At 46.5% G+C, this 26,231-nt stretch carries 21 protein-coding genes; 14 read left to right on the top strand and 7 right to left on the bottom strand.

The window, feature by feature from the left end; genetic code table 11:
• Nucleotide 1: 1 nt before the first annotated feature.
• Nucleotides 2–835, bottom strand: coding sequence for a methyltransferase domain-containing protein (locus tag CD05_RS0108085; RefSeq protein WP_028510091.1), 834 nt, complete (start codon nucleotides 833–835; stop codon nucleotides 2–4).
• A 157-nt stretch (nucleotides 836–992) separates the two neighbouring features.
• Between CD05_RS0108085 and CD05_RS21315 the strand changes: the two genes are divergently transcribed.
• From CD05_RS21315 to glgA, 3 genes are all read left to right on the top strand, one after another.
• A complete protein-coding gene (locus CD05_RS21315; protein ID WP_278244773.1) occupies nucleotides 993–1,118 on the top strand; it encodes a hypothetical protein in 126 nt (41 codons plus the stop codon).
• A 228-nt stretch (nucleotides 1,119–1,346) separates the two neighbouring features.
• Entirely contained in the window at nucleotides 1,347–4,004 is a 2,658-nt protein-coding gene (alaS, locus tag CD05_RS0108080) for an alanine--tRNA ligase (RefSeq protein ID WP_028510090.1), read from the top strand.
• A 224-nt stretch (nucleotides 4,005–4,228) separates the two neighbouring features.
• Nucleotides 4,229–5,674 carry a glycogen synthase GlgA gene (gene glgA / locus CD05_RS0108075; protein ID WP_028510089.1) on the top strand — a complete coding sequence of 482 codons (1,446 nt, stop codon included), beginning with the start codon at nucleotides 4,229–4,231 and terminating at the stop codon, nucleotides 5,672–5,674.
• A gap of 71 nt (nucleotides 5,675–5,745) precedes the next feature.
• Here the strand turns inward: glgA and CD05_RS19610 are convergent, their stop codons facing one another.
• The gene (locus tag CD05_RS19610) at nucleotides 5,746–6,945 is read right to left on the bottom strand and encodes a proline-rich domain-containing protein (protein WP_028510088.1); all 1,200 of its coding nucleotides are present in this window, start codon (nucleotides 6,943–6,945) and stop codon (nucleotides 5,746–5,748) included.
• Between the two features lie 219 nt (nucleotides 6,946–7,164).
• Here CD05_RS19610 and CD05_RS0108065 point away from each other — a divergent pair, with 219 nt between their 5' ends.
• The 3 genes from CD05_RS0108065 to CD05_RS0108055 are packed head-to-tail and all read left to right on the top strand — an operon-like array spanning nucleotide 7,165 to nucleotide 11,567.
• Nucleotides 7,165–9,195, top strand: a complete 2,031-nt coding sequence (locus CD05_RS0108065) for a DUF2207 domain-containing protein (protein ID WP_028510087.1) — start codon at nucleotides 7,165–7,167, stop codon at nucleotides 9,193–9,195.
• A gap of 30 nt (nucleotides 9,196–9,225) precedes the next feature.
• Nucleotides 9,226–9,963 carry a hypothetical protein gene (locus CD05_RS0108060; RefSeq protein WP_028510086.1) on the top strand — a complete coding sequence of 246 codons (738 nt, stop codon included), beginning with the start codon at nucleotides 9,226–9,228 and terminating at the stop codon, nucleotides 9,961–9,963.
• A 5-nt stretch (nucleotides 9,964–9,968) separates the two neighbouring features.
• Nucleotides 9,969–11,567 (top strand): hypothetical protein, encoded by a 1,599-nt coding sequence (locus tag CD05_RS0108055; protein ID WP_028510085.1) that lies wholly within the window; start codon nucleotides 9,969–9,971, stop codon nucleotides 11,565–11,567.
• A gap of 62 nt (nucleotides 11,568–11,629) precedes the next feature.
• On the opposite strand, the gene CD05_RS0108050 is transcribed toward CD05_RS0108055, so the two are convergent.
• Nucleotides 11,630–12,190, bottom strand: a complete 561-nt coding sequence (locus CD05_RS0108050) for a TetR/AcrR family transcriptional regulator C-terminal domain-containing protein (RefSeq protein ID WP_028510084.1) — start codon at nucleotides 12,188–12,190, stop codon at nucleotides 11,630–11,632.
• 108 nt (nucleotides 12,191–12,298) lie between these two features.
• Between CD05_RS0108050 and CD05_RS0108045 the strand changes: the two genes are divergently transcribed.
• Both CD05_RS0108045 and glgB read left to right on the top strand, forming a co-directional pair.
• The gene (locus CD05_RS0108045) at nucleotides 12,299–12,736 is read left to right on the top strand and encodes a GNAT family N-acetyltransferase (RefSeq protein ID WP_028510083.1); all 438 of its coding nucleotides are present in this window, start codon (nucleotides 12,299–12,301) and stop codon (nucleotides 12,734–12,736) included.
• Between the two features lie 19 nt (nucleotides 12,737–12,755).
• Nucleotides 12,756–14,543: a 1,4-alpha-glucan branching protein GlgB gene (glgB, locus tag CD05_RS0108040; protein WP_037322904.1), complete on the top strand. Its 1,788-nt coding sequence runs from the start codon at nucleotides 12,756–12,758 to the stop codon at nucleotides 14,541–14,543.
• A 65-nt stretch (nucleotides 14,544–14,608) separates the two neighbouring features.
• Here the strand turns inward: glgB and CD05_RS0108035 are convergent, their stop codons facing one another.
• Together CD05_RS0108035 and CD05_RS0108030 are read right to left on the bottom strand one after the other, a co-directional pair.
• Nucleotides 14,609–15,301, bottom strand: coding sequence for a phosphoenolpyruvate-utilizing N-terminal domain-containing protein (locus CD05_RS0108035; RefSeq protein ID WP_028510081.1), 693 nt, complete (start codon nucleotides 15,299–15,301; stop codon nucleotides 14,609–14,611).
• A 195-nt stretch (nucleotides 15,302–15,496) separates the two neighbouring features.
• Nucleotides 15,497–16,999: a hypothetical protein gene (locus CD05_RS0108030; protein ID WP_028510080.1), complete on the bottom strand. Its 1,503-nt coding sequence runs from the start codon at nucleotides 16,997–16,999 to the stop codon at nucleotides 15,497–15,499.
• 294 nt (nucleotides 17,000–17,293) lie between these two features.
• On the opposite strand from CD05_RS0108030, the gene gap reads away from it, so the two are divergent.
• Nucleotides 17,294–18,334 (top strand): type I glyceraldehyde-3-phosphate dehydrogenase, encoded by a 1,041-nt coding sequence (gene gap, locus CD05_RS0108025; protein WP_028510079.1) that lies wholly within the window; start codon nucleotides 17,294–17,296, stop codon nucleotides 18,332–18,334.
• A 60-nt stretch (nucleotides 18,335–18,394) separates the two neighbouring features.
• Here gap and CD05_RS0108020 read toward each other — a convergent pair whose 3' ends face one another.
• Together CD05_RS0108020 and CD05_RS20875 are read right to left on the bottom strand one after the other, a co-directional pair.
• Nucleotides 18,395–19,354 (bottom strand): hypothetical protein, encoded by a 960-nt coding sequence (locus tag CD05_RS0108020; protein ID WP_028510078.1) that lies wholly within the window; start codon nucleotides 19,352–19,354, stop codon nucleotides 18,395–18,397.
• 10 nt (nucleotides 19,355–19,364) lie between these two features.
• Nucleotides 19,365–19,523, bottom strand: coding sequence for a hypothetical protein (locus tag CD05_RS20875; RefSeq protein ID WP_198021583.1), 159 nt, complete (start codon nucleotides 19,521–19,523; stop codon nucleotides 19,365–19,367).
• 156 nt (nucleotides 19,524–19,679) lie between these two features.
• Between CD05_RS20875 and CD05_RS19605 the strand changes: the two genes are divergently transcribed.
• The 5 genes from CD05_RS19605 to CD05_RS19600 all read left to right on the top strand — a co-directional run bounded on the left by CD05_RS19605 (nucleotide 19,680) and on the right by CD05_RS19600 (nucleotide 26,177).
• A complete protein-coding gene (locus CD05_RS19605) occupies nucleotides 19,680–20,045 on the top strand; it encodes a helix-turn-helix transcriptional regulator (protein WP_051588883.1) in 366 nt (121 codons plus the stop codon).
• A gap of 101 nt (nucleotides 20,046–20,146) precedes the next feature.
• Nucleotides 20,147–21,769 (top strand): sigma-70 family RNA polymerase sigma factor, encoded by a 1,623-nt coding sequence (locus CD05_RS0108005; protein ID WP_028510077.1) that lies wholly within the window; start codon nucleotides 20,147–20,149, stop codon nucleotides 21,767–21,769.
• Nucleotides 21,770–21,867: 98 nt separating this feature from the next.
• Nucleotides 21,868–22,278 (top strand): hypothetical protein, encoded by a 411-nt coding sequence (locus CD05_RS0108000; RefSeq protein ID WP_028510076.1) that lies wholly within the window; start codon nucleotides 21,868–21,870, stop codon nucleotides 22,276–22,278.
• 147 nt (nucleotides 22,279–22,425) lie between these two features.
• Nucleotides 22,426–25,152: a hypothetical protein gene (locus tag CD05_RS17860; RefSeq protein ID WP_051588882.1), complete on the top strand. Its 2,727-nt coding sequence runs from the start codon at nucleotides 22,426–22,428 to the stop codon at nucleotides 25,150–25,152.
• Nucleotides 25,149–26,177 (top strand): D-alanyl-D-alanine carboxypeptidase family protein, encoded by a 1,029-nt coding sequence (locus tag CD05_RS19600; protein ID WP_028510075.1) that lies wholly within the window; start codon nucleotides 25,149–25,151, stop codon nucleotides 26,175–26,177. The genes CD05_RS17860 and CD05_RS19600 overlap by 4 nt, the downstream gene beginning before the upstream one ends.
• Nucleotides 26,178–26,231 lie beyond the last annotated feature (54 nt).

The raw sequence follows: 26,231 nt of genomic DNA, 5'->3' as shown, positions 1-26,231 counted from the left end.
GTTATAGCTTCTTGTAGATCCTTATCTCAAACCCGGCCTCTGTTTTAAGACTTTCAAGCCTGCGCAGCCGCTCGACGGCCTCTGCCGGTGTTTTGTAGTAGTACGGTGTCATGGTAAATAGCGACATTATCTGCTCTGATGAACTAAGCTCTATGTCATATTCAAGCTCCTCTGTCTGCTCGTGAGTGAACTTGTTCAGTGCGTAGCTATTGGGCTCATTGAGGTACGGTGTATCGTAGAGTACATTTTTTAGCCCTAATAAATGCTTTTCCGTCGGGCAGGCTATCACGAGCCTTCCGCCCCTTTTCAGCACCCTTGCATACTCGTCATTGCTAACAGGTGCAAAGCAGCTTATCACAACATCTGCGCACTCGTCACGCACCGGCAGCGAGAAAGCAGATGCAACTGCAAAACTCACGTTGTCAAGGGATTTTATGCGTGCTCTTGATGCTGCATGGTCGATGCCGTGCTTTGAGATGTCTATGCCTATGACAGTTGCATTCGGTACAGCTGATGCGTAATTGCAGGTGTAATATCCCTCGCCGCAGCCCGAGTCTATGATCACTGGCTCTTTGATAGGGGCGGTGAGCTCCGATACTATCTGTCCGATTTTTCTCACTAAAGGCTCATACAGCCCTGTGTCGAGAAAGCTGCTCCTTGCCTTTATCATTTCCTTATTATCGCCTGATCTGACAGGGTTTCTGCCCTTGGTCGTCAGCAGGTTCACATAGCCCCTGCGTGATATGTCAAAGCTGTGTCCGTTGCGGCAAATGTACGATTTTTCACCCTTTTTTAGCTTTTGCCCGCATACGGGGCAAAGGTAGTTTACGTTCATAAGATCACCAACTATGATTATATCACATCAGCGCAGGCAAGTCAATTACAAATAACAAATAAAAGTATACATTTAGCAGGCTGAAAATGTTAACTTTTATCGCAAGATACTTGACAAACAACGCCTAAAGTGCTAAAATATATATGTTTGAAAAGCTATGACGAAGATAGCTGTTTACAACTGGCAGTTCAGAGAAAAGGCGGCAGGTGAAAGCCTTTGTGTCGGTAAACAGTCTGCTGCTTCCGAGCATCTGTGTGAAAGCACGGGCGTATGCCTGCGTTAAGGGCGTTCGAGCGGCACATTTTTTAGTTTTATGCTAAGATGTGCAATTTGGGTGGTAACAAGGAGTATGCGCTTCTTCCCATGTTTGGGGAGGGGCTTTTTTTAGTTAACAGTTAATGTGCGGCTTCGCTGTTTATGCTCATTCGGGCGTGCGATGTCATTCGCTTTGCATCTGAAGCTATAACCACCATGCGAAAAAAGTATCATAATAATGAAAGGGAGTTATAAAATGGAATGGACAAGCCTTAACGACTTAAGAGAGTCGTATTTACAGTTCTTTGCTGACAAGGGGTGCTTAAGGCACAAGAGCTATCCGCTCATACCTCAGGGCGATAACAGCCTGCTGCTCATCGTTGCAGGTATGGCTCCGCTCAAGCCTTACTTCACAGGCCAGGAGGTGCCTCCGAGAAAGAGAATGACTACCTGCCAGAAGTGCATCAGAACAGGCGATATCGAGAATGTCGGCAAGACTGCACGTCACGGCACATTCTTTGAGATGCTCGGCAACTTCTCATTCGGCGACTACTTCAAGGAGGAAGCTATCGCATGGGCATGGGAGTATGTTACCGAGGTGCTCAAGCTCCCTAAGGACAGACTTTATGTAACAGTTTATCAGGACGACGACGAGGCTGAAAAGATATGGCACGAAAAGGCCGGCGTTCCGCTTGACCGTATCACCCGCATGGGCAAGGAGGACAACTTCTGGGAGGCAGGCGTTGACGGTCCCTGCGGCCCCTGCTCTGAGATATACTTTGACCGTGGCGAGAAGTACGGCTGCGGCAAGCCCACCTGCGGTGTCGGCTGTGACTGCGACAGATATATGGAATTCTGGAACCTCGTGTTCACACAGTTCGAGCGCCACGAGGACGGCACATATACACCTCTTGCACAGAAGAATATCGACACAGGTATGGGTCTTGAAAGACTTGCTGCACTTATGCAGGGCGTTGACAGCATCTTTGATGTTGATACTGTAAAGGCTATAAGAGACAAGATCTGCGAGATAGCAGGCTGCGAATACGGCAAGGAGTATAAGAAGGACGTTTCTATCCGTGTTATCACAGACCATATCCGCTCGGTAACATTCATGGCAGGCGACGGCGTTCTCCCTTCAAACGAGGGCAGAGGCTATGTAATGAGAAGACTTTTAAGACGTGCTGTAAGACACGGCAAGCTGCTCGGCATCAACGGCCTGTTCCTTAAGGATATCGTAAAGACTGTAGTTGACTGCAACAAGTGCGAGTACAACGAGCTTGAAGAAAAGTACGACTATATCGTAAAGCTGCTCACCAACGAGGAGGAGAGCTTCAACCAGACTATCGACAGAGGTATGAAGCTGCTTGACGGTATGATAGAGGAGCTTGATAAGAAGGGCGAAAAGGTGCTCGCAGGTGAGGATTGCTTCAAGCTCTCCGACACATACGGCTTCCCGCTCGACCTTACCCGTGAGATACTTGAAGAAAAGGGTCTTACAGTCGATGAGGAAGGCTTTGAGAAGGCTATGCAGGTGCAGAGAGAAACTGCCCGTGCAGCAAGAGGCGACTCAAAGTATATGGGCGCTGACGAGACAGTGTTCCACCAGATAGACAAGGAAGTGACGACTGTCTTCACAGGCTATGACCGCTTTGAGGACGAGGGCGTTATCGACTACATAGCAACTGAGACTGCTCTTGTTGACGAGGCCGCTCAGGGTGAAGAAGTATACATAGTATCAACAAGCACTCCTTTCTATGCTGAGAGCGGCGGTCAGGCAGCTGACACCGGTGTCATCGAGGGTGACGGCTTCAAGGCTGAGGTGCTCGATGTCCAGAAGGTAGTAGGCGGCAAGTTCGCTCACAAGGTAAAGGTTACAGAGGGCAAGCTGACCCGTGGCGCAAAGGCACAGTTCAAGGTCAACAGAGACCAGCGTCTCAACACTATGAGAAACCACTCCTGCGCACACCTCTTACAGGCAGCGCTCCGTCAGGTGCTCGGCGACCATGTGCATCAGGCAGGCCAGCTCGTTGATTCAAAGAGACTGAGATTTGACTTCTCTCACTTCTCTGCTATGACCGAGGAGGAGATACTTAAGGTCGAGTCTATCGTTAATATGTGGATAATGTCAGGCCTTGATATCACCATGCAGGAGATGCCTATAGCAGAAGCACAGAAGCTCGGCGCTATGGCGCTTTTCGGCGAGAAGTACGGCGAGACAGTAAGAGTAGTAACAATGGGCAGCAGTGATAACGCTGCATCTATCGAATTCTGCGGCGGTACACATCTTGACAATACTGCAAAGATAGGCCTTTTCAAGATAGTATCAGAAAGCTCCGTTGCAAGCGGCGTAAGACGTATCGAGGCTGTAACAGGCTACAGCGTATATGAGCTTATGGAGGAGAACAGCCGCAGGATAGCTGACACAGCAAAGATACTTAAGGTCAACAACCGCAGCGAGTTAGTAAACCGTGCTCAGGCTGTAATGGCTGAGATAAAGGCTCTTGAAAAGGAGCGTGACGAGCTTCAGGCTCAGATAGCTTCCGTAAAGGCAGGCGCACTTGCACAGAGCGCTGTTGAGGTGGGCGCATTCAAGCTCATCACAGGCAAGCTCGAAGGTACAAAGCCTGACGCATTAAGAAAAATGGCTGACGATATGAAGGCTAACGACGACAGCGTTATCGTCATCTTAGCAGGCATCGACGGCGAAAAGGCAAACATCGTATGCGCAAGCGGCAAGGCTGCTGTTTCAGGCGGCGCACACTCCGGCAAGATAGTCGGCAAGGTCGCAGCTGTTACTGGCGGTAAGGGCGGCGGCAGACCTGAGAGCGCAATGGCTGGTGTTGCTGATAAGTCTAAGATAGATGAGGCTCTTGCAGCAGCTGCCGGTATAGTTGCAGAGTTCGTAGGCTGATAAACCTTTTAAAGCAGTACAGATAATATTGTATTCCCCGAGGATATCCTTGGGGAATATTTTTTGCTGTTTGGTTATATCAATCGCTAATGAATTGTGAATTGTGCCATGTTTGTGTGCGCTAAAATGGTAAATATCACGATTGACTTGTTAGGGAAAAATGTGGTATAATATTATTGGATATATATGACCCGAAATATTACCTGAAATGGAGGATATTATATATGAAAAACATTCTTTTCGTCTCCAGCGAATGCGTCCCTTTTATCAAGACAGGAGGTCTTGCAGACGTTGTAGGCTCGCTGCCTAAGTGCTTTGATAAAAAGGAATATGATGTCAGGGTGTTCCTGCCGAAGTATTCCTGCATGAAGGAGCAGTATAAAAACGCACTTCAGTATGTCTGCCATTTCTATATGGATTTTGCAGGCAAGAGCCAGTATGTCGGCGTGCTCGAAACTGAGTATGACGGCGTGAAGTTCTACTTCCTTGATAACGAGTATTACTTCACTGGTGACCGCCCCTATACTGAGCATCACTGGGATATCGAGAAGTTCATGTATTTCGACAGGGCAGTGCTTTCTGCACTTCCTGTTATCGGCTTCCGTCCGCAGGTGATACACTGCCACGACTGGCAGACAGGCCTTATCCCTGTTTACCTGCACGACAGCTTTGCAGGCGGTGAGTTCTATCAGGGTATAAAGAGCGTTATGACTATCCATAACCTTAAGTTCCAGGGCAACGACGGTGTGCCGAGATTCAAGTGGCTCTCAGGGCTCTCTGATTACTATTTCAGCATTGATAAGCTCAGAACAGAGCAGGACGGCAATATGTTAAAGGGCGGCCTTGTGTATGCAGATGCTATTACTACAGTTTCGCAGACCTATGCATATGAGATACAGACCCCGTTCTTCGGCGAGCGCCTTGACGGGCTTATGAGAGCAAGACAGCATGACCTTCGTGGTATCGTCAACGGTATCGACTATAACGAGTTCGACCCTGCGAAGGATATGATGATAAATCAGAAATACGACAAGAAGACAGTCTTCAAAAAGAAGATAAACAACAAGCGTGCTCTCCAAACAGAGCTTGGCCTGGAGCTTGATGACAACCGCTTCCTTGTGGGTATAGTCAGCCGTCTTACCGACCAGAAGGGCTTTGACCTTATCGCTTATATGATGGAGAATATCTGCCAGCAGAACGTGCAGGTAGTAGTCCTCGGTACAGGTGATTATAAGTATGAGGATATGTTCCGCTACTTTGCAGGCAAGTATCCTAACAAGGTATCTGCAAACATCTACTACAGCGAGGAAATGGCTCATAAGATATACGCTTCCTGCGATGCTTTCCTTATGCCTTCGCTGTTTGAGCCCTGCGGTCTTTCACAGCTTATGGCTCTTCGCTACGGCACAGTGCCGATAGTAAGAGAAACAGGCGGCCTTAAGGACACAGTTTATCCCTACAACATCTTTGACAACACAGGCACAGGCTTCAGCTTTGCAAACTATAACGCTCACGAGATGTATAATACTCTTATGTATGCAAAATATATCTATGAGGATAAGCGTGAGGACTGGAACGGCATAGTGTTCCGTGGCATGGAGCAGGATTTCTCATGGCAGACAAGTGCTCTTAAATACAAGGAGATGTACGACTGGCTCATAGGCGGCTGATGTATGTCTTAACACTGATATGATAATGGTTTACCCCCGGGACTTTATCCCCGGGGGTATTGTAGTTTAGATTATTCTTTTTTGTCGCTCTTGCTGTCACTGCTGCTGTCTTCGTTTTTGTCATCAGTCTCAGTCTGATCCCATTCCCAGTCGTGGGTGAGCCCCTTTACGAACTTTTCCTTGTCGTCATCCTCAAGCTCCTCACCGTCAACTTCACATTCATCAAATGTAAACTTCAAAGACTTGATATTGTAGCCGTCAAAATTCGAGAGCAGCTTTATCTCGATCTTGGCATCTTTATAATCATCAGGTGCTTCGTCGTTCAGAGTGCCTTTGATGATGACGCATTTCTTGCCGCCGAATTCGCTGTAGCTCCAGTCGGCATTGTCGATATAATAATCAACTCTTTCACCTAAGATGTAGTTTTCCTGGTAATTGTCCAAGTCATCGAAGACATTGAGCTGGCTGAGATATACCGACTGCGCTGCTGCAATGAATGATCTTGAGTTCATTCTTGCCGACTGTGTGAAGCCGTTTCCAAACAGTGCGATAATAAGCGTTACACATAGTGCAATAAACTTGCCTATCCCTCTTGAAAGTCCCTGACAGCGCATATAAAGATATACCGCCGGTGCGAGCACAGCTACGGTCTTCGCACTGTCCTGAACGATGTTCTTTTCAACTGCACGCTTTGCATCGGTGTAGGCTGCTATTCGCAGAAATACTATCACGAGCCCCCAAAGCAGTATGCCTATCGGTAAAGACGGGGCAAAGTTTTCTAAAAACAGGCCGAAAAGCGGCAGGAATATCATGTAGTTTATCGGCGCATTGGGGATTATCGGCAGATTTCTCACAGCGTATCCGCCGCCGAAGCCGACCCTGTCATTTCGTACAAAGCCGCTCCGAGCATAGGGGTTGTACTGATTCTGTGCAGGCGGAGTTGTATATCCTCTTTGCGTTTGCGGCTGTGAGCCTGGGTAATATCCGCCCTGCCGGCCGCCTGTGTAGCTGCCGCCCGGCTGCCCCTGAGGGTAGTATCCGCCTTGCTGGCCGCCTGTATAGCTTCCGCCGGGCTGTCCCTGAGGATAACTGCCGCCCGGCTGACCCTGTGGGTAGTAAGTGCCCGGCTGGCTGGTGTATCCGCCATTCTGTCCCCACTGGCCGCCGCTGCCGTAGGGCTGGTTGTAGCCCTGTCCGGGCGTGCCGAGATATCCGCCGTCTCCGCCCTGCTGACCGTACTGGTTGCCGTAGGGATTGTAATTATTATCCATGAAGCAAAACTTCCTTTTAGTCATAATTTTTAGTTATACCATATCTATTATACCAAAAATGTTCCGTAATGGCAAGGGGTGATAAAAAGTTTTTTTGCTTAAAGTCGATAATATCACAAAAAAATGCTTCTGCCTATTTACATATTTTTTAAATTATGGTATAATAAAAAAGAATATATAACTAAAACAGACAACAAATGAAACAATGAGGAAAACGATATGAAACAACATTTCAGGCTATATATCAGACAGGTCATGTGCCTTGTGCTATGTGTGCTGTGTATGGGAGCTTTCTCATATGATGCGTATGCAGCAAGTATCCAGGTCGAGGAAAAGAAGGAGACTATCGAGGATATCTATAACAACAATCAGGAGCTCGACCCTTTTACCGATCCGGAAAAGTTTGCTGAGAGGTTCGGCCTTACCAAGGAGGGCGACTTTGACCCTAAGGAAATAGACTACTTCTACTATAACAGGAGCTTTTACGTTACTATCACCGATAAGAACGTCTATGATGTCACAGAGCTTGTCGATGTGTATTTCCATTCCACCGCTACAGGCATAACACGCACGCTTCCCAGATATAACCCTGTTGCCGACCTGAACGGTGTCAAGACTATGGGCTATCCGGAGTATTCCGGCATATCCTCTGATTCGCCTATGACGATAACCGAAACAGACAGCGACATAACGATAAAGCTCGGCGACGAAAAGAGCAGCTATAAAGGCTTTGAGCAGTTCAGGCTGCACTATACCCTTGACCTCGGCCCCGATGTTTTGTCCGGGCGTGACGAGGCGCTTTTGTATATCATACCCCCGTCAGCGGACAGGCCTACGCTCAGATGCCAGTTTGAGATACAGATGCCCAAGGCGTTTGATGAGGACGAGATAACATTCGTGTGCGGCGATAAGTCAAAGGAAGATATCCTGACATACTCTGTAGACGGCACAAAGATAACAGGCGAGACGGATTATCATATCGACGCCAACAGGTCAGTCGTGTTCAGGCTAAGACTTCCGGACGGGTATTTCTCAGATGCATCAAGAAGCTATGATATCCCGGCGCTTATAAGCCTTGGCGCAACAACGCTCATGGCAATTATCTGTATGATACTTTATATGTATTCACGCTCACGGAATAAGGAAACGTTCCTTATGGACTTCTATCCGCCGAAGGAGCTAAACCCTGCCGAAGCTGCATATCTTAAATTCGGCAAGCTGACTGATAAAAAAATGGCACTGCTTATCCCTTATCTTGCGGCAAGAGGGAGCTTCAAAGTTACTGAGATATCAAAAGGCGGCACAAAGCTTGACCGCAACAGCGTGAGCTATACCTATACAAAAAGCGATGAGATGCCAGGTATGCACCCAGATGAAAGAATGATAGTCGAGGGTATCTTTGGCAAAAAGAAAAAAGCCCCCGACTCAGACGAGCCGATATCCGTTGACGACACAAGCCTTAAAGGAAGGCTATATTACACCCTCGGGCGTATCAATGAATATGCTCTTGAAGACAAGACTTCTGTTTATAACACGCTTTTCACGGCCGGCGGAAAGTATATGCGCATTATCTACAGGGCAGTGCTCTATCTGCTTACGATAATAGGTATCGCACTTCCTCTCAGCTTTATCGGCAACGGCGATGACGAGCATTTCAGCTACTGGACATTTGCTTTTGTAAGCGCCGGTATTATAGCCGGGCTATTGCTGATAGGCCTTTTCCCGAAGCCTGTCAAGGCGCCGATAGCAGCTGCGCTGATAGGTCTTTCGGTCTACTTTATGCCGACCAACAGCCATGTGATGTATCCTCATTATATAGCCGCCGTAACATCACTCTCGGCAGCACTGATACTCAATGTATTCGCCAACGATATCAAAATGGTGCGCAGCCACTACGGTAAAAGGCTTTACGACAGGCTCATGGGCTTTGAGCGCTTTATGAAGACCTGCGACACCCATAAGATAAAGAGCCTTTGCGAAAAGGACAAGGATTATCTTTACAATATGCTGCCCTTTACTCAGGCACTTGAGATAAACCTGCCCCGAAACAGTACCATTGATAAGGAATACCTGCCCGTACCTCCTGAATGGTATGTCAAGCAGGACTATCTGACAGGCTTCGGTTATTATAACATGATGTATTATTACGACACGATGATCGCCGATGTGACTTATGTTCCGAGCGGTGCATCGAGCTTTGATGTATCACAGATACCTCCGCAGATACTCAGCAGCACTAAAAAGCAATAACGGTATCTGTCGCTCTAAGAAGGTGATATCATGGTTTATTTTATCTTCGTAGTTGCTATAGTGGTAGGTGTGTTATGGCTTTTTGCAAAGCTGCTCTCTGCCCTTATAAAATGGGTAAGCAAAAACAAGCATGAGTTCTGTTCGGGCAGTCTGATAAATGCCGGCGAGGTGCTCGCATTTGCTGTGTTGTTTTTGATACTTACAGGCCCGAACGACAGGGAATACCCATTTGAACGTATAACACCGCCTGTGTCTATCGAGGCCGATGCGCCTGAGAGGATAACAGCCGAGGGCGTGCAGCTTGACCGTGCGTTTTCAAGCAGGTATGCCTACTATGGGCAGTATGGTGATGTGATAGTGCTTAAGTCAAAAGTCACCAGCAACAGTCATAAGGATTACGAAGACACACAGGCCTGTTGCCTTGTAAGCCGTGACGGCAGGCTGCTGACAAGAGGCAATGAGTACTATATCTACGCAGGCCTTTCGACTAAATATCTATGCGATAACGAGCCGGTCATCGTCTGCGAGAACAGGCTGATATCGCTTGATGACGGCACTATAATCGCTAAAGGGGTAAGTACCTACTACTCACTCTCCGGCAGGGAGTTGGATATAAATGAACTCGAAAAAAGCAGCGATATCCCACTTGAAAGATTTGATAAGCGCAGCATCGACAGCACCGGCATCAACGGCTCGGTATTTGAGCCGACAGGTGACGTGATCTGCGTCAAGCGTGGTGACGAGTACGACTACTATATCAAGGAGTGAACTTTTTGGACAGATTTGATGGAATATTCGAGTCGCTCAGAGGTTTTATCGGCGCATTTATAAGTGTTTTCCTCGTGGGCGGCGTGATACTGGGCATAGTATTGATAATTCGCAATTCCAAAAAGCCAAAGTATGAGCAGCTAAAACAGCAGGCCTACCAGCAGCAGGCACAGAGACAGCAGCAGTATTATAACGGCAATCCTCAGCAGGGGGTGCCGCAGGCTCAGGGTGTGCAGTATCAGCAGGGAATGCCTTATCCGCAGCAGGGTATGCCTTATCCGCCTCCGCAGAAGAGCAACAACGGCATCAAGATAGTGGTGATTGCGCTTGTGTTGTATTTCGTGGTGCTGCCTTTGTTTGCAGCGATAGTAATACTCGCTTTGGTATTCGGCGGTATGCGAAGCTGTGACATACAGCGTCAGCAGTCTTATGATCAGGCTATCGAGTCGGTCAAGCTCCATGTCAATGCTGATACACCTGATAAGCTGGGCGGCAATGATGAGCTTGAAAAGCTGTTTGATTCTGAGTACAGGCTCATATCTGTTATAGGAGATTATATCGTCATTGAAAACGGCAGAGCATCAATGACTACATACGGTTATCAGCAGGGCTGCAGGGTGCTCGTTGATAAAAATGGCGACCTTGTGACTCCTGAGGATGAATACTATACAACAATAATATACACAGAAAAACTGACATATAAGGACAAGGGTGTGATAGTCTGCACAGACTGTCAGGTGGGTTTTTACACGCCGAATTCTGATGATTTTGACGATCAGTATTACCTCACGACAGAGGGCAAGAAGATCTCCTCTAAAAAGCTGGAATACAAATCCTCCACATTTGGCAATGAAACGGTATGCCACGTTGATTCTTCCAGCCCATCTGACGCTGCGAAAACAGAATACCATTCCGAGAAAGTCGGCAAGGCAGATGTAGTGTTTAAGAACGGCCGCTCGAAGGAAATAACGAAAGAGATATATGCCCGCCGTGATGAGTTCAATAACAGCTCGTCTTATGTGATATACGGCGAGGGCGGAAAAGTGGTATTCCCGAAAAATGCTTCTAAGAAGCTGCTCAATGAGGATATAGACGAAGACATCGCTATCTCGGGCACGATCTATGAGGGCGATGTATATAAGGATATCTACGATTACGATATTGACCGTGGGCGTGTGGTCGCTGCACGCTACTATCCTGATGAAAAGCGCTTGTGTCTCGGACTGTATGATCTTGACGGCAATGCATTATACGAATACAGTCCCCAGCACCTTACCTTTGAATATTCGCAGGCGTATATCACCGGCATAGACTCGCCGCTTTGCAGCCTGACAGATGAATATGCCTTTATCAAAACTGATACAGGCTATACAGCTGTTGATCTTAACGGAAACATCAAAAAGCAGATTAATGCTGACGACTGCTATCCGCTTGGCGGTGCTTCATACTACGCAGACACAAAGTCAGACGGCGTTAAAAGCATTTTTATCGGCTCAGTGCTCTCTGATAATGACCAGTCAACAGACTTTGAATACAATAAAGCCATGGACGGTATTATAGTATTTCTAAAGGGCGCAACATACAGCTACTACAAAGTGCGTTAAGCAGTATATAACAAAGCAATACCCCCGAGGAAATAATAACCTCGGGGGTAAATGGTTTTGTATCAGAGATATTCCTTGAAGCCCTCACCGATCTTGATATTTTCAAGTGCGAGATCCTTCATGGACTGTATGACCTGGTGCGGTGTCGTCTGCATACCGCCGATAGCCCAGTCGATGATAACGCCGCAGAAGCCGTGTGAATAGAAATCGGCAAAGAACTCAGTCGAGATGTTGTTGCCCTCCTCCTTTGAAACGGCGTTGTCAAAGAAGAAGGTGAACATTCCGTGCATTACGTCAAAGAGATAGTCGTGGAATATCCTGTCGCCGCTTTGCAGCACACGGGAGTAAAAATCCTTCTGCTCCTCCATTCTCTTTAAAAAGCCTTCGAGCTTTTCGTACCAGTTGTGAAAGCGCACACCGTGGGTGATGTATACAAACAGGTCGTTGTACATTATCCAGCTTAAAAGCTCATTCTTGTCCTGAAAGTGGTAGTAGAATGACTGTCTGTTCATGCGGCAGTCGTTTGTTATATCAGAAATGGATATCTTGTCGTAATTCTTTTTAACAGCCAGCCTTTTGAGCGACTCGGCAAAGGTGTTTTTTGTTATTGCGGAACTTGACATTTTATGTAACCTCCGTTATAATAGATATATGTTATATATATTATAGCACTTTTTTGCAGGAAAATCAATAGTTTTATCAATTGTGCGGTATGTGTGAGGTGTTACATCGTGAGAGAACTCAGCAAAGGCGAGGCAGCAAAGCTCGAAGGCCTTTTAAAAGAGCTTGCAGCACATCATAATGAGGTGTCCGTAAACTTTGCGGGGAAATATCCCAAAAGGGAAGTTTCTGTGACTCTGGCTTCATTTGAAAAAGCCCTTGAAAGCGGCAGCTCACGCATCGCAGTCATTGAAGATGATGACGGTATCCAGGGCTTTTGTAAGATAGATATCACAGGCGATGAGGGAAAGCTGGATTATCTTATCGTAAGCAAAATACTCAGGGGCAGCGGATACGGCAGTGCTCTTGTAAACTGGGCACTTGATGTGTTCAGGCAAAGCGGTGTCCGCACGATCGAAGTGAAAGTCGTTGACGGGAATGATGCACAGGCTTTCTATGAAAAGCTCGGTTTCCGTGTGGCTTCGCATATTCTGAGAATGGATATATAGAGGGAGTAGGAGAATAAATATGGATATAATAACACAATTCATCGAAGGCCGTACAATGTACGCATATGAGGAGCTTGGCTCGCATATCGAAAACGGCGGCGTGCGCTATACTACATTTGCGCCCCATGCTAAAAGCGTGCAGCTAATATGCAACGGCGACCGCTTTAAAATGAACCGTGATGACAGGGGAGTGTGGAGCATCTTCCTGCACGATTCGGGCGAGGGCGATATCTATAAATACGCTATCGAAGGCCCCGACGGCGAGATAAACGACAGGGCAGACCCCTTTGCATTCTACAGCGAGGAAAGGCCAAAGAATGCATCTATAGTTTACGATATAGACAAGTATGAGTGGCACGACGAGGGCTGGATGAAGGACAGGTCAAAGAACTACGACCGCCCGATGAATATCTACGAGGTGCAGTTCGGCTCATGGCGTATAAAGCCCGATACCGACGAAGACCACCGCTTCTATTCATACGACGAGATGAGCGAGATGCTTATCCCGTATGTCAAGGATATGGGCTATACCCATATCGAGCTCATGCCTATGACAGAGTATCCCTTTGACGGCTCGTGGGGCTATCAGGTGTCGGGTTATTTCTCGGCCACCTCACGCTATGGCTCACCTGACGGGCTTATGCGCTTTATCGACAAGTGCCACCAGGAAGGCATCGGTGTTATACTTGATTATGTGCCTGTGCATTTTGTGAGAGACTTTTACTCGCTTCATATCTATGACGGCGGCTTCCTCTTTGAGAGCGACTATGAGAACGAGCGCTACAGCGAATGGAACACTGCACTCTTTGACTATACTAAGCCGCACGTTCTGAGCTTTGTGAAATCGTCGATAAACTTCTGGTGCGAAAAGTACCACGTTGACGGCCTGCGCTATGATGCCGTGGCCTGCCTGCTCTATCGCTGGGGCAAAAAGGAGAACGCCATAAACGACAGCGGCATATGGTTCTTGAAAAACACAAACTATGATATACGTCAGGCGCACCCGGGGGTTATGCTCTTTGCCGAGGATTCGACAGATTATCCCAAGGTGACTGCCCCCGTGCAGTTCGGTGGCCTGGGCTTTGACTATAAGTGGGATTTAGGCTTTATGAACGATACGATAAATTACATAAAGACCCCCGCCTATGACAGACGCTACCACCACAACAAGATGAACTTCTCGATGAGCTATTTCTATAACGACCTGTTCATTCTGCCGTATTCTCATGACGAGGTTGTACACGGCAAAAAGACCATGCTCGACAAGGTGTTCGGTATGCAGAACGAGCAGTTTGCAACTATCCGTGCGCTGTATGCATTCCAGATAGCTCACCCCGGCAAAAAGCTCGGATTTATGGGCAACGAGATAGGCGAGTATATGGAATGGCGTCCCTACAAGGAGCTCGGCTGGAACCTGCTCACCTATCCTCTGCACGACAGCCTGCATGAATATATCAAGGCGCTCAATCATATCTACCTGAACACTCCGGCACTCTATGAGTGCGATTACGACCCTGCACACTTCCGCTGGATAGATGCCGATAATTCAAACCAGAGCATATTCTCATTCGCACGCTCCGACATAAACGGCGGCGAGGTATACTGCGTGTTCAACTTCTCCGGCGTGCCTCAGACATATTATCTCAAGGTGCGTGATATGCGCACATTTGAGGAGATACTCTGCTCTGACCGTGACATATACAGCGGCTCGAACATGACCCACGGCAGGCGTAAGCCCTACGGCGGCAGGCTCGCACTAAGACTTGCACCGTTCTCGGCATACTTCTTCCGAGCAATAGACGGCTGATGTGCATTTCACAGTATTAAAAATCAAGACCATAAGCCTCATATCACGGCCTATGGTCTTTTTTGTTAGTTTTCGATTATCAGCATTCCTGTTGTGCAGTCAGCTGTTGCCTGCATTCCTTCAAAGTGCCTGTCCAGCTTGTCGCCCAAGTCGGATATGAGCGGTATGCCTAACCCGTGTGCAAGCAGCGCACAGTGCGACATCTCAACATCACGCTTGACGCAGATAGCAACGATAAACGGGCTCTGCATCAGCAGTATGTCAGACGATGACAGCGTGTCGGCACACACGATAACGTCCTTGTCGTAATGCCCCAGCCGCTTCTCGACACCTGCGAGCTTTCTTATCAGCCTGTCGCTTATGAAGAATATATCCTCCGAGCGCTGCGACATATAATCGCTCCCCGAAAAACGAAGCAAGTCGGAGAAAGTCTTTGAAGCACACTTTACAGCAAACTCAGCACTGCACTGCTGGCTTCTTATTATGCCCTCGACAAGGTCTGAAAAATCCCCGTCCTCTATCATCATCTTCTGTATGTCGAAAACGCCTGCCGCTTCCTCGCCGGCTTTTTCTGCGGCGATGCGGTGCAGCTCGTCAAGCTCGGTTATTGATGTGTCCCTTGCAGCAGTGAAGCGTTCAAACTCTGCCTGCGGGTCGTCCCTGTGCTCCATGAGCGGTTCAAAAACATCACGTCTGTAAAAGCTGAGCGTTCCGTTTACCTTGGCATCAGCTTTTGATTTTCCGTGTATAACTATCATACGTCTCACCGCCCTTTGCACCGTAAGGCCATTTTGCAAAAGTGCCAAAAATGACCATATCTGGATTTTTGTTTTTATCTAATTTTATTATATCAGCATTCAGCATAAATGTCAACCGCAAAACAGAAAAAAATATTACTGCCTTTTATGCAAAAAAAGAGCTGTCGCTTGTGCAACAGCTCTTTGTGTTTTTTATCAGCTTGCCTTGGAGTTTGAATTCTTGTTTAAATAGTCGTTGTACTTTTCGTATACCGTCTTGGGGAGGTATCTGTCAACAGCGTCCTTGTTCTCCTCAAACTTCATAGCGTCCTGTGCAGCAGTTATCTTTGCTTCAAAATCCTTGTCCTTTGCTTCGTGGAGCACAGTGTCAAAGTTTGTCTCATCATCGAGATATTCGCTGCTTCTCTCGGTTACGTCGCCTATCGACATGATGTAGTAAGCACTGTCGTCCTCGTATGTCACGATATCATCTGTCTTGGCATCTCTTACAGCCTGCATACGCTTGCCGTAATCTTCCTTGAGAGTGTCTTCGTCTATCTCTGCAAAGTTTATAAGTCTTTCATTTGTGTAAGGGTCGGGAATGTCTGCTTCTGTCTCGTCAGGGTCAGAGAGGCTCTCACCGGTCGTTTCTGTATCATCAGCTGCGCTGTCGTCAGTATTGCTCTCATCAGCCTTGCTGTCAGTATCAGCTTTGCTCTCGTCAGCCTTGCTCTCGTCTGCTGCACTGCTGTCATCAGACTTGCTGTCTGTTACGCTGCTGTCATCAGCAACGCTGCTGTCCTCAGCCTTATCCTCGAATGAAGAAACGCTCTCGGTTACTTCCTTTTCGCTGCTTTCATCAGCCTTGCTGCTGTCAGCGTCGGAAGATGCATCATCAGCCTTGCTGCTGTCATCACCCTTGCTGCTCTCGTCAGCATTGCTGCTGTCATCATTTGTGTCAGCTGTTGTATCATCAGCAGCTGTATCATCGGCTGTGGTATCGTCTTCCTCAGCAGGTGTAGTCTCTGTGTTGTATTCATCTATAAGAGCATCAAAGTCAGCAAACTTTACGTCCTTTGCCTTCTCGCTGTACTTCTCATAAAGCTCCTGCTTTTCCTTGTTCTCTGCTTCCTTCTGTGTCTCGTCCTCGTTTGTGGACTTGTAGATGGTTATAGCCTTGAAGCGGACATAGCTGTCGTTCATATACTTGACAAGTTCGTCCTTGGAAACCTTTTCCTTGCCTTCCTTGCCGAAGTAGTAATCAAAGAGCATTTCCTCTTTCTTGGAGTTTACAGCGACCTTTTTGAGTGAATCCTTGCTGATGCCCTCAGACTCATAGAGCTTTGAAACGCTCTCCCATGTGTCGCTTATGTCGTTGTTGATGCTCTTCATATCATCAGCGGATATCTTCATCTCGCTGTCCTTGAACAGCTTTTCAACTGCTGCATAGCGCTTGGTCTTTTCCATAGCCGTGTCGAGCAGGTATGTTGCAAAGTCCTTGTCGCCGACCTTCTGGTCGAAGAAATCCTCTGTGACGCCTGTGTACTGCCACATATAGATCTGTGACTGCATTGAGCTTAACATATAATCGATGTAGATACCTGCATTGATATTCTCACCGTCTGCCTTGGCAATGTAGCTCGTATCAGAGCAGCCTGCCATAGATGCAGTGATCGCAGCAGCTGTAACAAGCGCTGCGGCTCTCTTTCTAATAGACATAACTATAACAATTCCTTTCTTTTTAGAAATAGTCTTTTTCTTTAACCTATATATTATACTATATAATAGAGTAAAAGTCAAGAATTTTTTTGATCTTGCAAGTGTAATGATGCATAAAATAGACAGGACAGCCCCGTTTTTACGATTATTCAGCGCATTTTTGATGCTTTTAAACGGTGTTGCTTGCTCTCGGGCATTATATGAAATAATTTTATATATTTTGTAAAAGGACTTGAAAAATGCTCGGGAATGGTGTATAATATATACATAAAAATTATTAGGAGGTATTTTCCAATGTCAGTAAAAGTTGCTATTAATGGTTTTGGCCGTATAGGCCGTCTTGCTTTCAGACAGATGTTCGGTGCTGAGGGTTATGAGGTAGTTGCTATCAACGACCTTACAAAGCCTTCCATGCTCGCACAGCTTCTTAAGTATGATACAGCACAGGGTGGTTACTGTGGTAAGATCGGTGAGGGTCTCCACACTGTTACAGCTGATGATGAGGCTGGTACAATCACAGTTGACGGCAAGACACTTACAATCTATGCTAAGGCTAACGCTGCTGAGCTCCCCTGGGGCGAGATCGGCGTTGACGTAGTTTTAGAGTGCACAGGTTTCTACTGCTCCAAGGCTAAGAGCCAGGCTCACATCGATGCTGGTGCTAAGAAGGTTGTTATTTCTGCTCCTGCAGGCAACGATCTTCCTACTATCGTTTACAGCGTTAACGAGAAGACTCTTACAAAGGATGACACGATCATCTCCGCTGCTTCCTGCACAACTAACTGCCTTGCACCTATGGCTAAGGCTCTTAACGACTATGCAGAGATCCAGAGCGGTATCATGAGCACTATCCACGCTTACACAGGTGACCAGATGATCCTCGACGGTCCTCACAGAAAGGGCGACCTCAGAAGAGCAAGAGCTGGTGCTGCTAACATCGTTCCTAACTCCACAGGTGCTGCTAAGGCTATCGGCCTTGTTATCCCTGAGCTCAATGGCAAGCTCATCGGTTCTGCACAGAGAGTTCCTGTTCCGACAGGTTCCACAACTATCCTTACAGCTGTTGTAAAGAGCGACAAGGAAGTTACTAAGGAAGGCATCAACGCTGCTATGAAGGCTGCTGCTTCTGAGTCCTTCGGCTACAACGAGGATCAGATCGTTTCTTCTGACGTTATCGGCATGAAGTTCGGTTCACTCTTCGATGCTACACAGACAATGGTTTCTAAGATCAGCGACACTTGCTATCAGGTACAGGTTGTTTCTTGGTATGATAACGAGAACTCCTACACAAGCCAGATGGTAAGAACAATCAAGTACTTCGCAGAGCTTGGTTAATCAAAACCGTTAATAAAGAGTTTTACCGCCCTCCCGAACCGGGAGGGCGGTTTTTGTGTGCTATACGCCAGCATCATTGAACTTTTTGTCTAAATAGTCTCTCCATTCGATTTCCCAGTCATCTTCGTCGATCTTGCCGTCGCCGTTATTGTCAGCGACTTTGCCGTCGGAAGAAGAGCCTGAGCCATAACTATCAAAATACTTTGTGTTGTAGAATTCAAACCTAAATTCTTGCGGATAATCATAACCCATTTTTGAAATGCTTGGAGAATAAGTCACCTCAAAATATTCGTCATCAATTCCAAATGCATTTAGAGAATAAAAACTATCATCTTTATCGTATCTATCGTAAGCAATATCGATATCTATTGATTCTATTTCTGGATCATAAGCAAATCCATCAAATAGTTTGTTATAAAAACTATCATCTGTTACAAGAGTGAACTGGTCACTAATGACCTTGTTTTTAATTAAGGTATTAACTATGTCATTAAAATGACCTCTCGGTTCATTTGGATCCATAATTATATTATATTCGTAACGATCAACTTCACCTAATGCATTGAAATCTACATAAGCCCCTGCTGAAATTCCATATGTATAATGACCATCCAAATTAATCATGCCTGCTTTGGTTGGTATATTTTTGACTGATTTTGGCTTTTTATAACACCAGTAGAAACTATTTACAACTTCTCCTCTCATAGAAGGAACTCCTAACAAATCGAAAACTTCTTCAACAGACATTCCGCATCTTATTTTAAAGAATTTACCTGTATCTTTTACGATTTTAGGGTCTTTTATTTTCATATAAGGTTGATTATTTGGAATAACAAATATTGGCTCTTCATCAGGTTCTGAACTGCTTTCTGTGCTTGATGTAGTTGTGGTAGTTGCGACGGTAGTTGTAGTGGTTTCATAAGCTGTATTGGTCGAGTTGGTTTGATGGTTCGTGTCGCCACAAGATACCATACTTAACATCAGAATGGCGGAAAGTAATATGATAAATGCTTTTCTCACATAGCAACACCTACTTTCTCTTTATCTTCTCAAAATCCAATGCAGTTTCACAAAGCTCTCTGACAGCTTCAACAAAACTTTTTAGTTTTTTATCTTTTTGGTATTTTTCAATGCGTTTAATGAGTGCTTTGTCACGATCTGAATCAGTTAATGTTACATATTTTTTCATAATAAATCCCTCCATTCACAAAGATTTTTGATATAAAAACCACCTTAGGCACACAAATTGGTTTCTATATCAATAATTATATCACAATTCTGCAAATTTGTCAAGAAACTCATTGTATAATTTGATTATAAATCAAATTAACAGGAGTGATATTTTGTGAAAACTGCATATAATTTCGGTGCTATACTGCAAAAGCTAAGAAAAGAGCACAAGATGACACAGGAGCAGCTTGCAAGAAAGATAAACAAAGAAAGCTCTATAATCAGCAGGTATGAGAAGAATCTGCAAAGCCCCACATTTGAAACAGTGCGCTCGTTTGCGGCAATTTTTAATGTGTCAATGGACTATTTATCCGGAATGGAGAAAAACTCGCAAATCTCAACATACGGTATGACTGATGAGCAGATTAAAATGGTTAAGGGTCTTGTACAGATGCTTTGTAGTAAAAATAGTATAAAACCCCAAATATCTAATGATGAGTGCCTTAAATTGATTGGCAGTATTGTTAAGGAGCTTGTATAAATAACTGCTCCAAAATAGTTTTAAAAAAATTCCAAACTTCCCCAACCTTTCACTTTTTCCCCGCACTATATATATGAAAACGCTTCCGGAGGGTTTTAAAAATGGAAAAACACATAGCAGACAAGTTGATATTTGAGTACAAGGACAAGGTATTCGGCTTTGCACTTGATAAGCTGCACAGTATCGACCAGGCTCAGGAGCTTGCCTCGGATATAATCTTTGAGGTCTACCGCTCGTTCCTGCGCCGTGACGATATCGCTAATCCTGACGGCTATGTCTACCGTATAGCCCGCAACGTCTGGGCACAGTACATTCACAGACTTGAAACTGGCAGACGGTTTGACGATATTTCCGATATGGAGATAGCAGCGCCCGAGGACAATTCCTCTGATGAGGAGATGCAGGAGCTATTAAAGCGTGAGATAGGCTACCTGTCAGAGCGCCAGAGGCTTGTGATCTATATGCACTACTACAACAAGCTGCCTGTCGCCGAGATAGCGCAGAAGCTCGGAATATCCGCAGGTACGGTCAAATGGCACTTGTCTGATGCGAGGACAAAACTGAAAGAGGGTATTAATATGAATTTTGATAAGAACTTAGAGATAAACCCCATACATTTTGAAAGCTGCGGACATAGCGGCTACACAGGCAGCAGGGGAGATACAAAGGATATGTTTGACACTATGCTCAAGCAGAACATAGCGTGGGCGTGCTACAATGAGCCGAAAACTCTTGAGGAGATAGCCCGTGCGGTAGGAGTGCCGCAGATATATGCAGCAAGTGAGCTTGAACCGCTTGTTGACTTTGGCTTTATCGACAAGTTAGATAACTCCAAGAGTCCAAAATATCAGACTAATGTGTATATGGGCGACCTGCGCGACAGGAAGTCTGAGGAGGAGCTCCGTGTTATCCTCAACGATGCGGCAGAGGTGCTTGCTGACAAGTATTTCCCGAAGGTATTTGCAGACTTTGATGCAGACCCTGCGCACTTCGGGCTTTCCTGTGACGGTGATGATACAAATTATCTCAAATACGACCTTGTAATGCTCGCACTTCGCAAGCTCAGAAACGACATCAACCACGAAGACTTTTCAAAGTATATGGTCGAGCGCCCCGACGGCGGCTGCTTTATAGCCTATGCGACAGTCACCGACAGCACCACACAGATACCCAAGGACGAATACTGGTCGTGCGGTGATATGACCCGCGATAATATGAACGGCGACCCCGAGACCGACAGCATAAGCTTGCAGGTAGACTGCCGATATGCAGACAGACAGGGCAACTGGCGTGACAATCTTGACTCCGACTGGGATTCTCTCCTTACATTTATCCGCAAGGGAAAAGAGAACCTCACCCCCGAGCAGTACAAGCGCCTTGTTGACAAGGGCTATCTGTATGAGGACAGGGTGCAGCCCGTTATCGTGAGAGTTCCCGAAAATGAGCTTTCCGGCATACTCACCACCCACCTTGACGGCTGGATAACCGTTCCCGATGAGATAAAGGCGCTGTGCAGCGAGGTAGATGCCAAGTGCTATGCACACAACATCAAGGAACACCCGGGGCATATGCACGGTCTTGTCAAGGTATGGAACCAGAACGTTCTCGGCGCTATGACAATGCTGCCGAGAGTTATAGAAAAGCTGCTTGATAAGGGAATGCTAAAGCCCCTTACCGACGCACAGAAAAAGAGTGTGTTCTCGGTGATGTATATTGTAGAATAATGACGACAGAATTGCCCCTCGGCTTCGAGGGGCTTTTTGCGTGTTGACAATTGATAGTCTTTCATGTTAAAATTTAAAAAAAGAAAGAAGGCGGCAAAATGAAAACAGGCAGAGTAAAAAAAGCACTGACAGCGACAGCGATACTTATTGCATTATTCTTTGTTTTGACAGAGGCGTGTATTTTATATTATCTCAAAAGCTACGGCTACGGCATCAAAGAGCTGCCGCAGACAACGCTTGTGTATTTTCATCTGAGCGAGGGCTTTTCTGTGGACGACAGCGGGCGCTTTATAGGAAGACATTCGTATTCTTTTTATAATGAGCTTTTTGAAGAAAAAGGCTATTATAAGTCCGACCAGATGGGGCTTGATCTGTTCTACAAAAAGACCGGGAACAAAAATGATGATCATCACCACGATTTTGTACTTTCATGCTGTAATGAATGGTGCCACTGGTTCAGGTTGTATGATCTTACTGATGATATGAGGATAGAGGACTTTACAGACTGAATACATTACATACACTATCTGCCCGAGCATATCGGGCTTTTTTGTTATGTGGGAAAAAATTTGTTCAAATACTATTGCAAAACCGTTAAAATTGTGTTATAATGTAGATTGAAGAAGAATTCACACAAAAAAGGGGAGATTTTTTGTATGATAAAAGCTATCGACATGTCAGGTGAATGGCAGCTTTATATGGATAAGTCGTGCAAGGCGAAAACAGATAAACTGCGCTTTGACGACACTATCACCCTGCCCGATACCACCTCAAACGCCAAAAAGGGAAAAGAGAATAAAAGGCGTGAGACAGGCTTTCTGACAGATACATATAAATTCGAGGGCAATGCGTGGTTTAAAAGGTCGCTCGTTATAGAAAGTGCCGAGGGCGGTAAAGCCCACCTCGTCATGGAGCGTACACGCATGAGTGAGCTTTATATAGACGGCGAAAAATGCGGCAGCTATGACAGCCTGAACACACCGCATATCTATGATGTGACACGCTATGCTGACGGCGGCGAGCATGAGATATGTATCCTTATCAGCAACAAAGGCTACCCGACAGGCGGCGGCCACCTGACCTCAAAGGACACACAGACTAACTGGAACGGCATCACAGGCAGATTTTTGATAGAGTATACCGGCTCTGTCGGCCTTGAAGATATCAGGCTTTTCCCGGATATCAGGAAGGGCATCGTCACGATAAAGGGCAGAGCAGACAGCAAATGCAGACTCAGCGTCCGTGCTGAGAGCTTTAACACAGAAAAGACACACACTCCGGCACAGCAGAGCTTTGATGTCGGCAAAGGGGCTTTCAGCCTGAGTTTCGATATGGGCAAAGACTTTCTCCTCTGGAGCGAGCACAGCCCGGCGCTATACAGATTTACAATAGCAAACGGTGACGATAAATACGAATACACTGTCGGCATGAGGAGCTTTTCCCACAACGGCCAGAAATTCCTCATAAACGGCAATACCACATTCCTGCGTGGCAAGCATGACGGGCTTGTTTTCCCCAAGACAGGATATGCACCGACAGGTGTTGACGAGTGGGTCAGAGTGCTTTCTATCTCCAAAAGCTACGGCATCAACCACTACCGTTTCCACACCTGCTGCCCGCCCGAGGCTTGCTTTGAAGCAGCAGACAGGCTTGGCATATACTTAGAGCCGCAGCTGCCTTTCTGGGGTACTATCCACGAAGAAGGCGAGGAGGGCTACGACAAAAACGAGCTTGACTATCTGATAAACGAGGGCTTTCGCATACTTGATAAGTATGGCAGCCACCCGTCATTCTGCCTTTTCAGCCTTGGCAATGAGCTTTGGGGCTCTCAGAAAAAACTCGATGAGATACTCAGAGCATATAAAAAGCACGACAACAGGCACCTGTATACGCAGGGGTCGAATAACTTTCAGTGGCGGCCTGTGCAGCTTGAAAGCGATGATTTCTTTGTCGGCGTGCGCCTTGCAAACGACCGCCTGATAAGAGGCTCGTATGCGATGTGCGATGCACCGCAGGGGCATATACAGACAAAAGCCCCCTCAACAATGACCGATTATGACAGCGCCATTCGCCCCAAAAGCCCGGCACATTCAGCAAAGGCATCCGGTGACGGCACTGTGCAGATACAGTTTGGCACTACGATGAAGACTGTCAGGGCGACAGATGCTGATTCTGACTTTATACCGACTGTGCCTGTGGTCACACATGAGATAGGGCAGTATGAGACTTTCCCGGACTTTGACGAGGTAAATAAATACACCGGCTCGGTAAAAGCACGCAATTTCGAGGTGTTCAGAGAGCGCTTGAAAAAGGCCGGTCTGCTGCATCTTGATAAGGATTATTCCGAGTGCTCCGGTGCTCTTGCAGCCGCCTGCTATAAGGAGGAGCTTGAAGCTGTTTTCCGCTCACGGCTGCTCGCAGGCTGTCAGATACTCGACCTCCAGGATTTCCCGGGGCAGGGTACGGCACTTGTTGGTATGCTCGATGCGTTCATGGACTCAAAAGGCCTTATCACTCCCTGGCAGTACAGGCAGTTTTGCAATGATGCAGTCATAATGGCGAGATTTGAGAGCTACATCTGCAAGGCAGGCGACGACTTCAAGGCGCACATAGAGCTTGCATATTTCCGCCCTGAGAGTATAAAGGGCAGGGAATGTGATGTGTCTCTCACCGATAGCAACTGTACAAAAATATTCTCACAAACATATACAATAGGCAATGGCAGCAATTATTTCGACATAGCAGATATCGCTGTAAATATCCCCAAAACGGATATCCCATCAAGATATACTCTTAGCCTTAGCGTCAAGGGAACTGATATACAAAACAGCTATACAATTTCTGCATATCCTGAATGCAGCCTTGATGATGTTGAGATTTTCACAAAGCTGACCAAAAAAGCGGACAGCTATCTTGACGACGGCAAAAACGTGCTTCTTATCAGCCAGCCTGCAAAATCAAAGAGCATAGAGGGTACCTACTGCACCGACTTCTGGTGCTACCCGATGTTCAAGGCTATATCCGATATGATGAAAAAACCACGGCCTGTCGGCACTATGGGGCTTATGATAAACAATAAGCACAAGGCTCTTGGCAGCTTTCTCAGCGAGCGCTTCACCACACCCGACTGGTACGACATCGTGACTGCATCACGCAGCGAGAAGGTCAACAGCAGTGAGGTTGAGGTCATAGCACGCACGATAGATAATTTTGAGCGCAATGCTGACCTTGCACTTGTCTATGAGTACAAAAAAAGTAACGCAAAGGTAATCAGGCTGTGCGCAGACTTTAATAAGCTTAAAAACTCGCTCTGCGGCAGGTGGCTTATCAGGCAGCTTGCAGAATACGCAGGAGCTTACAGGAAGGGGGCGGCTTCAAATTGACAAAAAAGGAATTCTATTCTAAACTGAAATACAAAAACGTTGCCTTCGGGCTTGCCTGCTCGCTGCTGGCGATCCTTGCAATAGGCTCTGCCTGCGATATCAAGCCTGAAAAGGCGCAGCCCGAGACTACCGCTTCTGAGCCTGAGGTCGAGGAAAAGCCTGCCGAGCCTGAGGATACTATCCCCGACAGGAACACCTACACAAGGGGCAAGGCAGCGACCGATTTCAAGTATATAGATGTCAGGAGCGATTCTCAGCTAAATGCAGGTCTGCTGACGCCCTACGCTTACGAGATAGAATACAAAGGCGAGCGCCCTAAGGACCTTGTGAGCATATACGAGTATCTTTTCAGCGAGAACGGCACACAGATAATCAATGCTCGCAGCACACAGATATACCTGACAAAGGAAACTGCCGAGCATTTCAATTCTCTTGCAAGGGATTTCAAGGGGCAGACAGGTCTTGCGACACTTATGATATCTGACGGCTATGTGCCCGACTCAGACGACACGAAAAACAACGAATACTGGGACGGCAGCTATACCAAGACGACCAACTGCGAGGAGCATTTCCTGGGTACTTCGATAGACCTTCTGACCTACCCGGGTGACGGCAGCTTCCCTGAATTCACAGGCGAGGACAAGTATTCGTGGGTTCTTGAAAATATGTCGCACTACGGCTTTATTCTCAGATATCCCGAAGGCAAGGAGGATATCACAGGGCACGAGACTTACAAGAACCACATCCGCTACGTCGGCTACCCCGATTCTCAGATAATGTATGACAACAACTATACCCTTGAAGAATACATCGAGGAGATAAAGAAATACGACTACAAGAACCAGTTTATCCTGACAGATACTCACGGCGGAAAATACTGTGTGTATTATGTTCCGGCAGACAAGAGCAAGACCACCAATGTGCCTATTCCGATAGACGGCGACAAGGAACTCAAATACCGCATATCGGGTGATGCAAAGGAAGGCTTTATAATAAGCTGCATGGTGGAGGAGCCTAAGAAGTAACAGCTTCATAGCAGGCTGTTGATTGTTCATTTGATAATGAAAGGACGAAAAGAA

It is taken from the genome of Ruminococcus sp. NK3A76 (assembly GCF_000686125.1).
Classification (GTDB): Bacteria; Bacillota; Clostridia; order Oscillospirales; family Ruminococcaceae; genus NK3A76.
This window is presented reverse-complemented; position numbering and strand designations above follow the sequence as displayed.

What these genes read in the sequence shown, in the direction of transcription:
- CD05_RS19610 (WP_028510088.1), bottom strand. Translation starts at nt 6,945, where the DNA reads ATGGATAATAATTACAATCCCTACGGCAACCAGTACGGTCAGCAGGGC.
- CD05_RS0108050 (WP_028510084.1), bottom strand. Translation starts at nt 12,190, where the DNA reads ATGTCAAGTTCCGCAATAACAAAAAACACCTTTGCCGAGTCGCTCAAA.
- glgB (WP_037322904.1), top strand. Translation starts at nt 12,756, where the DNA reads ATGGATATAATAACACAATTCATCGAAGGCCGTACAATGTACGCATAT.
- CD05_RS0108000 (WP_028510076.1), top strand. Translation starts at nt 21,868, where the DNA reads ATGAAAACAGGCAGAGTAAAAAAAGCACTGACAGCGACAGCGATACTT.
- CD05_RS21315 (WP_278244773.1), top strand. Translation starts at nt 993, where the DNA reads ATGACGAAGATAGCTGTTTACAACTGGCAGTTCAGAGAAAAGGCGGCA.
- CD05_RS0108030 (WP_028510080.1), bottom strand. Translation starts at nt 16,999, where the DNA reads ATGTCTATTAGAAAGAGAGCCGCAGCGCTTGTTACAGCTGCTGCGATC.
- CD05_RS20875 (WP_198021583.1), bottom strand. Translation starts at nt 19,523, where the DNA reads ATGAAAAAATATGTAACATTAACTGATTCAGATCGTGACAAAGCACTC.
- CD05_RS0108065 (WP_028510087.1), top strand. Translation starts at nt 7,165, where the DNA reads ATGAAACAACATTTCAGGCTATATATCAGACAGGTCATGTGCCTTGTG.
- CD05_RS0108085 (WP_028510091.1), bottom strand. Translation starts at nt 835, where the DNA reads ATGAACGTAAACTACCTTTGCCCCGTATGCGGGCAAAAGCTAAAAAAG.
- alaS (WP_028510090.1), top strand. Translation starts at nt 1,347, where the DNA reads ATGGAATGGACAAGCCTTAACGACTTAAGAGAGTCGTATTTACAGTTC.
- CD05_RS0108005 (WP_028510077.1), top strand. Translation starts at nt 20,147, where the DNA reads ATGGAAAAACACATAGCAGACAAGTTGATATTTGAGTACAAGGACAAG.
- CD05_RS0108035 (WP_028510081.1), bottom strand. Translation starts at nt 15,301, where the DNA reads ATGATAGTTATACACGGAAAATCAAAAGCTGATGCCAAGGTAAACGGA.
- glgA (WP_028510089.1), top strand. Translation starts at nt 4,229, where the DNA reads ATGAAAAACATTCTTTTCGTCTCCAGCGAATGCGTCCCTTTTATCAAG.
- CD05_RS17860 (WP_051588882.1), top strand. Translation starts at nt 22,426, where the DNA reads ATGATAAAAGCTATCGACATGTCAGGTGAATGGCAGCTTTATATGGAT.
- CD05_RS0108060 (WP_028510086.1), top strand. Translation starts at nt 9,226, where the DNA reads ATGGTTTATTTTATCTTCGTAGTTGCTATAGTGGTAGGTGTGTTATGG.
- gap (WP_028510079.1), top strand. Translation starts at nt 17,294, where the DNA reads ATGTCAGTAAAAGTTGCTATTAATGGTTTTGGCCGTATAGGCCGTCTT.